This window comes from Nonomuraea sp. LPB2021202275-12-8 (assembly GCF_037044575.1).
Classification (GTDB): domain Bacteria; phylum Actinomycetota; class Actinomycetes; order Streptosporangiales; family Streptosporangiaceae; genus Nonomuraea.
Genome location: NZ_JBAHWD010000043.1, coordinates 61,381 through 68,201, shown reverse-complemented (window position 1 = coordinate 68,201; position 6,821 = coordinate 61,381). Strand labels below are relative to the sequence as shown.

The window sequence follows — 6,821 nt, the reverse complement described above, 5'->3', positions numbered from 1 at the left end:
AGCTGTCCCTGGAAGTGGCTGTGAGCCAGATCACGGTTGAGGTTGACCCTGGGTCACGGTGGAAGCTCGCCGCAGCGGCACAACGCCGACCAGGACATAACAGATTTGAAGGAGCAACCACCATGTCCATCACCCTTTCCGACCAGGACAAGAGCACCCTGCGGACCGCCGCGTACGGTGCCGTGTCGCTGATGGCCGCCGCCACCGGCTCGCCCCAGGGCCGCCACGAATGCCTCCATCGCCCTGACGTCGGCGACCGGTCTGGTCGGGCACGTGCTCGCCGCGAAGGCCAAGGACATCGAGCTGAAGGGCAAGACCGTCGCCGAACTCGCCGACCGGGTACTGCCGGCCCTGACCGCAGCCATGAAGCTGCTCGGCAAGCAAGCTCCGGCAGAAGCCGACAACTTCCGCAGCACCATCCTTCTCGCCATCGAAGCCGCCCAGGTCCACCCGGACAAGCCCAGCACCATCACGGCCGAGATGGCCCGCAAGATCACCGCTGCCCTCGACGCCGCCGGGCAGGATCGCCCGGAGCTGCAGAAGGCGATCGAGGAGATCGTCGATTCCGGTTTGGTCGGGGTGACGCTGCGCGTGCACGATGAGCGGGGCGAGTGGGCCGGCAGCGCCGGGGTGGCCGAGCTGGGCGGGAGCGCCAAGCCGCCGATCAACGGACATGTCCGGATCGGCAGCAACACCAAGACCTTCACCGCGACCGTGGTGCTGCAACTGGTGGCCCAGGGCAAGATCGGGCTGGACATCCCGGCGGCGGACTACCTGCCCGAGTTCGGGCTGGACGAGCGGATCACGGTGCGGATGCTGTTGCAGCACACCAGCGGGGTGTTCAACTTCACCGGCGAGGTCTACGACGACGGAACGATCGCGCCGGGCATCCCCATCCCCTACAGCACCACCGGCAAAGAGTGGATGGACAACCGGTTCAAGACCTACCGGCCGCAGGAGCTGGTGGAGCTGGCGTTGTCCAAGCCGCCGCGGTTCGAGCCGGGGACGGGCTGGAGCTATTCCAACACCAACTACGTGCTGGCCCGGCTGCTGATCGAGAAGGTCACCGGCCGCTCGGTCGCCGAGGAGATGCAGCGGCTGATCCTGGGGCCACTCGGGTTGTCGGTCACCATGGTGCCCGACGGTCCGGAGATCCCCGGCCCGCACGCCCACGCCTACTACCGCTACGAGGACGGCGGGGAGCAGAAGACGATCGACATCACCCGCCAGAACCCCTCCTGGATCTCCAGCGGCGGCGACATGATCTCGACCACCCAGGACCTCCACACGTTCATCTCCGCGCTGCTGGGCGGCAAGCTCCTGCCGGCCCCGCTGCTGGCCGAGATGTGCACCCCGCACCCGACGGGCATCCCGAACATGGACTACGGCCTGGGAGTGTTCGTACTGACCACGGACGGCGGCGGCACCGTCATCTCCCACAACGGCGCCGCCGTGGGCCACGCGGCGCTGATGTACAGCACACCCGACGGCAGCAAGACCCTGACCGCCGCGCTGAACTGCGTGGACGACGCCGACTTGTCCATCGCAGCAGCATTCCAGAACGCCCAGCGAAGGCTCCTCAACGAGGTGTTCGGCGGTGGGCAGGCCGATCCGGCTCAGCCGACGGACTGAACACCGGTGACCCGCACGCCACGAGGGGCGCCCCTTCCGGCCGTGCATCAGGGAGAACGCGAACCGGGGTCAGGCCGAGCTCGACGAGCTCGGCCTGACCCGTCCATACGCTCGGCTATGGTCTGCCTAGTCGCCGAGCTCGAGCACAAGGCAGGATTTTGCAGATGAACGGGGTCACGATCGGGCAGGCGGCGGCATTCGTCGGCGTCACGGTGAAGACGGTGCGGCATTACCACAAGCTCGGCGTGGTCGAGGAGCCGGAACGCGACAGCTCCGGCTACCGGCGGTACGGATCGGCCGATCTGTTGCGGCTGGTGCAGGCCCGGACGCTGGCCGCCGCCGGGGTGCCGCTGGCCGAGATCGCGCCCCTGCTCGACGCCGATGCCGCGCTGTTCGCAACCGCGCTCGCCGACGTCGAGCGGCAGCTCACCGAACGGATCGAGGAGTTGATCGCGCGGCGTGACACGCTGCATCGGCTCGCCGATGGTGACCGGGCTCTGCTGCCCGACCGCGCTGTGGCGCTGCTGGAGCGGATGTCCGGCCTCGGATTCCCCGCGGACGAGGTGGCGGCCACCAGGGAGGGCTGGGTGCTGGCCAAGGCCCTGGTCCCGGAAGGCTTCGACGACTACCTCACCCATTTCGAGCACGCGCTCGAAGACACCCGGCTCGTCGCCTTGACCAGGCGCGCAGCCGAAGCCGCCGCCTGGCAACCGGACGACCCCCGCATCGCCGAGCTCGCCACCGCCGTGGCCGAGCACTACCTCGCCAACCCCGCACTGCTGAAGACCGTGACCGGCCTGCGAGCCCGCACCGAGGCCGCGACCCGGTACACGCTGATCGCCCACCACGGCGAAGAGCAGACGCCGGCCGCGGCCCGGCTGGTCGCGCTCTTCGAGACCGAGCTTCGCGCCGCCGGCATCCATATCCCCAGACCGGACTCCCACTGACCGCGCCCGGCGACCGGCCGGGGGCCTGCCCACAGATGTCGTAGGAGACAGTTCGCGGCGCCCGGCAACAAACCTGGCCTCGGCCTCGCCCTCCGTTACCGGGCTGGCGTGCTGCAGAACCGGGGCGAACGCCTGCCGCGAAGACACTAGGGCTGAGGGATTCCGGTGTACGCGGGGGCGAAGAACACCAGCACCACCAGGTTCTCGGTGACGTCGTGGAAGCGGTGTTCCTCACGGGCCGGGACGAAGAGCGTGGTGCCGGGGCCGACCTCGATGGTGCGGCCGCCGGAGGTGAAGGAGCCTCGCCCGGCCGTCACCACGTAGATCTCGTCTTCGTTGTGCGGTGACTGCCCGTCTGTCGCGCCGGCCGGGATGGAGTAGGTCCCGAAGCTGAGCGCGGGCACCCGCAGGTGCTCCGCGTAGTCGGCGGACCCGTCCGCCGCGGGGACGAACCGCCCGCTGTCGATGATCTCCATGGCCCACGATCATTTCATGGACGGAACGTTCCGTTGCTCGCGGGTCACGAGCCGCGCGTATGGCTCATGCGTGAGGGACGCAGAGGGCGGGCCCACCCTGTGTCCCTCGTCGGGTGGTAGGCCGCCTTCCCGCCCAGATGGCGGCCCGGTTGGCCACCTCTTGTCGCTTTGGTCCAGAACGCTGTAACCTGCACTTCATCCAAACAGTTATCGATAACAGCGCGGAGAGTAGTCAGCTGTGTCAGAAGAGAGGTCGACGATCTACACGGTCGCACGGGCGGTCGGTGTGAGCGCTCAGACCGTTTCCCGGGTGCTCAACGGGACCGGTCAGGTCAGCGAGAAAACACGCGCTGCCGTGCTCGCCGCGATCGAGGCGCAGGACTACCGGCCGAACGCGGTCGGACGGAGCCTGCGCGCCTCCCGTACCCCGATGATCGGTGTGCTCGTGGCCGACATCGGCAACCCCTTCTACGCACGGCTGCACCGCGCGATCGAACGCAGGCTGGCCGGCAGCGGCTACTCGTTGATGCTGATCAACTGTGATGACGACGCACAGATCGAGCGCTATCAGCTTGATCTTCTACGCTCCTACAGGCCGACCGGGCTTGTCATCGTTCCGTCGATCCGCAGTTCGTTGAGCGACGAGGATCTGCGGGCGTTCGGGCACGTGGTGAGCGTCAGCCGAGTGCTCGACAGCGTGGACGTCCCCGCTGTCGTCACCAACGAGCGGGAAGCCGTCGGTTCGGCGGCCGAGGAGCTTCTCGCCCACGGCCACACCGAGGTCGCCATGATCCTCGGCCCGCGCGAGGCGTCCACCACCCGTGCCCGTGAGGAGGGCTTCCGCGCGGCTCTCACTGGCCGCCCCGGGTGCCAGGCGCTCGTGCGGTACACGGATGGGACGCGGTCGGGCGGGGAGGCCGCGGTGGGCGAACTGTTTCGCACGCATCCCGGCGTCACCGGGGTGATCGGCTTCAACGCGCCCGTCACGGAGGGAATCGTCAGCGCAGCCCTCACGGCTGGGCGACGTTGCCCGGACGATGTCTCGGTCATCGGGTTCACCGACGCCGGGTGGATGACCCTGCACCGCCCGGCCATCTCGGTGATCGACCAGCCGGTGGAGGAGATGGGCAGCCTCGCCGGTCACCTGCTCCTCGACATGGCCTCGGGAAAGACCGTCGAGCCCGGCCCGCGCGTCGTGCCGGGCACGCTGATCCGGCGCGGCTCCGTCGCCCCGCCGGCCACGACGAAGGAGTACGGAGCATGAAGATCGCGGCGGTCGAGACGTACGTCGTCACCGAGAGACTGCGGACGCCGTTCGGCATGTCCCAGTGGTCGTGGGAGACCCGCAGCAGCTGTCTCGTCGAGATCGTGACGGACGAGGGCATCAGCGGATGGGGCGAGTGTTTCGGCCCGGCCGAAGGCAGCCGTGCGCTGATCGATTCGGTGTTCTCTCCGCTGCTGGTCGGGGCGGATCCGTTCGAGCACGTCTCTCTGTGGGAGTCGATGTACAACCGCAGCCGCGAGTGGGGGCGAGCGGGCGTCCCGATCGCCGCGATCTCCGGCATCGAGGTGGCCCTGTGGGACACCGTCGGCAAGGCGCTGGGCCAGCCGATCCACCGTCTCATCGGCGGCCGGGCCCCCGATGCGTTCGACGCGTACGCCTCGGCGTTCTACTACGGCGGCGAATGGGCGGACGACATCGAGGCAGAGGCGCGGCACCTCACCGCGCAGGGATACCGCCACGTCAAGATGAAGGTCGGCGCTGAGCTCCGGTCCGACATCGACCGCGTGCACCGGGTGCGCGCGGCGCTCGGGCCGGACATCCTCTTGGCAGCCGACGCCAACCGCGGCTACACCACGGCGGAAGCCCGCGTCTTCGCCCGCGAGACCGAATCGGACTCGCTGTGGTTCTTCGAAGAGCCGGTCATCCCCGAAGACCTGGCCGGCTACCGCGAGCTGAGAGCGTCCACCGCGGTGCCCATCGCGGGCGGAGAGTCGGCGTTCACCCGCTGGGGATTCGCGGAGATGATCGAGTCGCGTGCCGTGGACCTGCTGCAGCCCGATGCCACGGCCTGTGGCGGGCTCCGCGAGACGTTGCTGATCGCCGGCATGGCGAGCGCCCACGGCATCCCCACACTCCCCCACGTCTGGGGGTCCGCGATCACGGTGGCCGCGGGGCTGCACCTGGCCACCGCACTCCCCGTCGTGACCCCTTCCCTCGGACGCGCACTCCCCGTCATCGAGCTCGACCAGGCGCCCAACTCCTTCCGGCAGACCCTGTCGGATCTTGATATCGGGCCGGTGATGTCCGTGCCCCAAGGACCGGGCCTCGGGATCGAGATCGACCGAACAGTGATCGAGGCCTACCGGGCCTGACCACATGACCCCGAACTCCGCACACCCCCAGCGTTAAGGAACACCCGTGCCATCGGACCCGCGCCTCAGTACGCAAGACCTGCCAGCACAAGCTCCGCCCCTCCCGCACAAATGGCTGCGCATCTGCGGGCTGCTGCTGGTCGGCCTGTTCATCGCCTACCTCGACCGCTCGAACCTGTCGGTCGGGATCAAGAACATCTCGACCGACCTCGGATTCTCCGGCGACGAGTTCGCCGCCACGTCGAGCCTCGCCCTGACCGCGTTCCTCGTCGGATACCTGATCTCGAACTTCCTCGGCGGCTTCCTCACCGCCAGGATCGACGCCAAGTGGATCCTGCTCGCCACTGTCGCGGGCTACTCGCTGTGCACGCTGTTCATCGGATTCGTGGACTCCGTCGAGGCCCTCATCGCGCTGCGCGTCGGCGTCGGCGTGTTCGAGGGCATCTACTGGCCTCAGCAGTTCAGGATGGCCAAGGCGTGGTTCGACGAGCGTGAGATGACCCGCGCCAGCGCCTTGATCCAGTATTACGGGCAGTATCTCGCCCTGGCGCTCGGGTTCTTCCTGCTCACCCCCATCGAGGCGTCGTACGGCTGGCGTCCCATGTTCTGGGCGCTGGGCGCGATCGGCCTCGTCGTCATCCTCCCCCTCTACGCACGATTCCTGCCCACCGCACCGGCCGCCACCATGGCGCCCACCCGCGCGCGGGACAGCGGCGGGCCGTCGCGGAAGAGGCTGAGCTTCGCCGCGTTCGGCGGCTGGCGGTTCGTGCTGATCGTCTTCAGCTACTTCACGAACGGCATGCTCTTCTGGGGCATCACGCTGTTCATCCCGCTCATCGTTCCGACGTTCGGCTTCGCGCCGAGCGTCAACGGCCTGCTCTCCGCCGCGCCGTACATCGTCTCCCTGTTGCTCACCATCCCGATGATGATCCTCGGCGACCGCACCGGCCGGCGCGGCCCCATCGCGGTCTCCGGCCTCGTCGTCGGCGGCGTCCTGCTGGCCTGCGTAGCGCTGACCGACTCCCCCGTGCTGCAGTTCGCGCTGATCTGTCTCGGCTTGGGATACTTCACCGCCTCCTACACCCCCAACATCTGGGCGATCGCGGTGACCGATCTGCCGGCTCACGTAGTGGGACCCGCCACAGGGATCATCAACGGGTTCGGCGCCGGCGGAGGCGGCATCGTCGCGGGCGCACTCGTGGGCGCCCTGCTCGCCGCCACCGGTACGTACGCGCTCGGCCTGTCCGTCCTCGGCCTGGTCGCGATCCTCGGTGGTCTCGCACTGTTCGCGTACACCAGGATGCGGCCTGCCACGTCGTCTGTCGCGCCGGCCGACTCCTGACGCCTTCGAGCGTGTACGCGATCCGCCGGGTGCAGCGCTGATCGCGAG

6 protein-coding genes are annotated in these 6,821 nt (G+C 68.6%); 5 read left to right on the top strand and 1 reads right to left on the bottom strand.

The window, feature by feature from the left end; all coding sequences use genetic code 11:
* Positions 1-273 precede the first annotated feature (273 nt).
* Both V5E28_RS43390 and V5E28_RS43385 read left to right on the top strand, forming a co-directional pair.
* On the top strand, positions 274-1,632 hold the full coding sequence (locus V5E28_RS43390) for a serine hydrolase domain-containing protein (protein WP_336215926.1): 1,359 nt from the start codon (positions 274-276) through the stop codon (positions 1,630-1,632).
* Positions 1,633-1,796: 164 nt separating this feature from the next.
* On the top strand, positions 1,797-2,579 hold the full coding sequence (locus V5E28_RS43385; RefSeq protein ID WP_336215925.1) for a MerR family transcriptional regulator: 783 nt from the start codon (positions 1,797-1,799) through the stop codon (positions 2,577-2,579).
* A gap of 146 nt (positions 2,580-2,725) precedes the next feature.
* Here the strand turns inward: V5E28_RS43385 and V5E28_RS43380 are convergent, their stop codons facing one another.
* Positions 2,726-3,055, bottom strand: coding sequence for a cupin domain-containing protein (locus V5E28_RS43380; RefSeq protein WP_336215923.1), 330 nt, complete (start codon positions 3,053-3,055; stop codon positions 2,726-2,728).
* A 238-nt stretch (positions 3,056-3,293) separates the two neighbouring features.
* Between V5E28_RS43380 and V5E28_RS43375 the strand changes: the two genes are divergently transcribed.
* Genes V5E28_RS43375 through V5E28_RS43365 form a run of 3 tightly spaced genes read left to right on the top strand, consistent with a single transcriptional unit; the run spans position 3,294 to position 6,773 of the window.
* Positions 3,294-4,319 carry a LacI family DNA-binding transcriptional regulator gene (locus V5E28_RS43375; protein ID WP_336215922.1) on the top strand — a complete coding sequence of 342 codons (1,026 nt, stop codon included), beginning with the start codon at positions 3,294-3,296 and terminating at the stop codon, positions 4,317-4,319.
* The gene (locus V5E28_RS43370; protein ID WP_336215920.1) at positions 4,316-5,431 is read left to right on the top strand and encodes a mandelate racemase/muconate lactonizing enzyme family protein; all 1,116 of its coding nucleotides are present in this window, start codon (positions 4,316-4,318) and stop codon (positions 5,429-5,431) included. Before V5E28_RS43375 ends, V5E28_RS43370 begins: the two co-directional genes overlap by 4 nt.
* A gap of 46 nt (positions 5,432-5,477) precedes the next feature.
* Positions 5,478-6,773 (top strand): MFS transporter, encoded by a 1,296-nt coding sequence (locus V5E28_RS43365; protein WP_336215919.1) that lies wholly within the window; start codon positions 5,478-5,480, stop codon positions 6,771-6,773.
* The last annotated feature ends 48 nt before the right edge of the window (positions 6,774-6,821 follow it).